This window comes from Mesorhizobium sp. M1E.F.Ca.ET.063.01.1.1, from assembly GCF_003998155.1.
GTDB lineage: Bacteria > Pseudomonadota > Alphaproteobacteria > Rhizobiales > Rhizobiaceae > Mesorhizobium.
In genome coordinates this window covers 1-1,085 of sequence record NZ_RZSC01001226.1, presented here as the reverse complement: position 1 = coordinate 1,085, position 1,085 = coordinate 1, and the positions used below count along the sequence as shown (strand labels likewise).

General features: G+C 59.0%; 1 protein-coding gene. It reads right to left on the bottom strand.

The window, feature by feature from the left end; all coding sequences use genetic code 11:
- Window positions 1–119: 119 nt before the first annotated feature.
- Complete coding sequence (locus tag EOA29_RS37455) at window positions 120–806, bottom strand: OmpW family protein (protein ID WP_126095876.1); 687 nt, start codon at window positions 804–806, stop codon at window positions 120–122.
- Window positions 807–1,085: the final 279 nt, after the last annotated feature.

The window sequence follows — 1,085 nt, the reverse complement described above, 5'->3', positions numbered from 1 at the left end:
GTCGACGGTATGCGCTTGCGTGTTGAAGGTGACGAAGGCGCTCACAGCGCGAGGAGGGCGCGAGAAAGCACCCTCCGAACAGCGACTCAAATGCAGGCAAGCGGCTTCGTTTTGCCTGGTCAGAAGCGATAGGTGACGCCCGTGCCGATCAGCCAGGGATTGAGCTTGGCTTTACCTGTAAAGTTCGTGCCGCCGACCGTGACGTCGAATTTCGGCTCCAAAAAGAGCTTCTTGACGTCGAAATTGAGGCCCCAATGCTGATCCAGCATGTAATCGAAGCCGACCTGCAGGGCGCCGCCGAATGTGTCCTTGACATGGAGAGCGTCGGCGCTGCCGGCATCCTGGTTATAGAAGATCGTGTAGTTCACGCCGGCACCGACATAGGGCTTGAAGGCGCCGAAATCGGTGAAGTGGTATTGCAGCGTGAGCGTAGGCGGCAGCACCCAGACCTTGCCGATCTTGCCCAACCCGCTGATCGTTCCCTCGCCGTAGATATTGGCGTAGGTGGTGCCGAGAACGAGTTCAGCGGCGAGATTGTCCGTGAAGTAGCAGGAGATGTCCAATTCCGGCGTCACCGTATCCGAATAGGAAAGGTCAGAGCCGGGGATTCCGTTGACGTTGCCCTTGTCGTCCGTGATCACGCCCAGGGCGCGCGCGCGAATCTGCCAAGGGCCGGATGCGGCTACAGGAGCCTGCGTCACGTCCACGGATTGCACGTCCGCCGCCGCAGCCTGCTGCAGTCCTGCCAAGACAAGGGCGATGGCAACTGTGATCCCCCGCCGCGACCCCATCCAGTCTCTCACCATAATATCTCTCCTTGAAATTTCGAATTTGGTGCGCTGCAGCAATGACAGCCGTGGAGAGATGCTCGGTTGACTCAGATCAATGGTCCGATGAGGTAGTTGAAGCGGCATTGGTTTCCGATGTCGCGTGTAACAAAAATGCTACACGACGATCGCGACAACCGGCCGAGCTCAGGTCTGGAAGATCGGATAGCTACAGGAGGCAGAGAGTCGGAAGTCGTGCCGGCCTGCGAATGGCAGTGCCCTGCGCTTCCGGCATTCGCCGGCCGAAGCACTCATGAG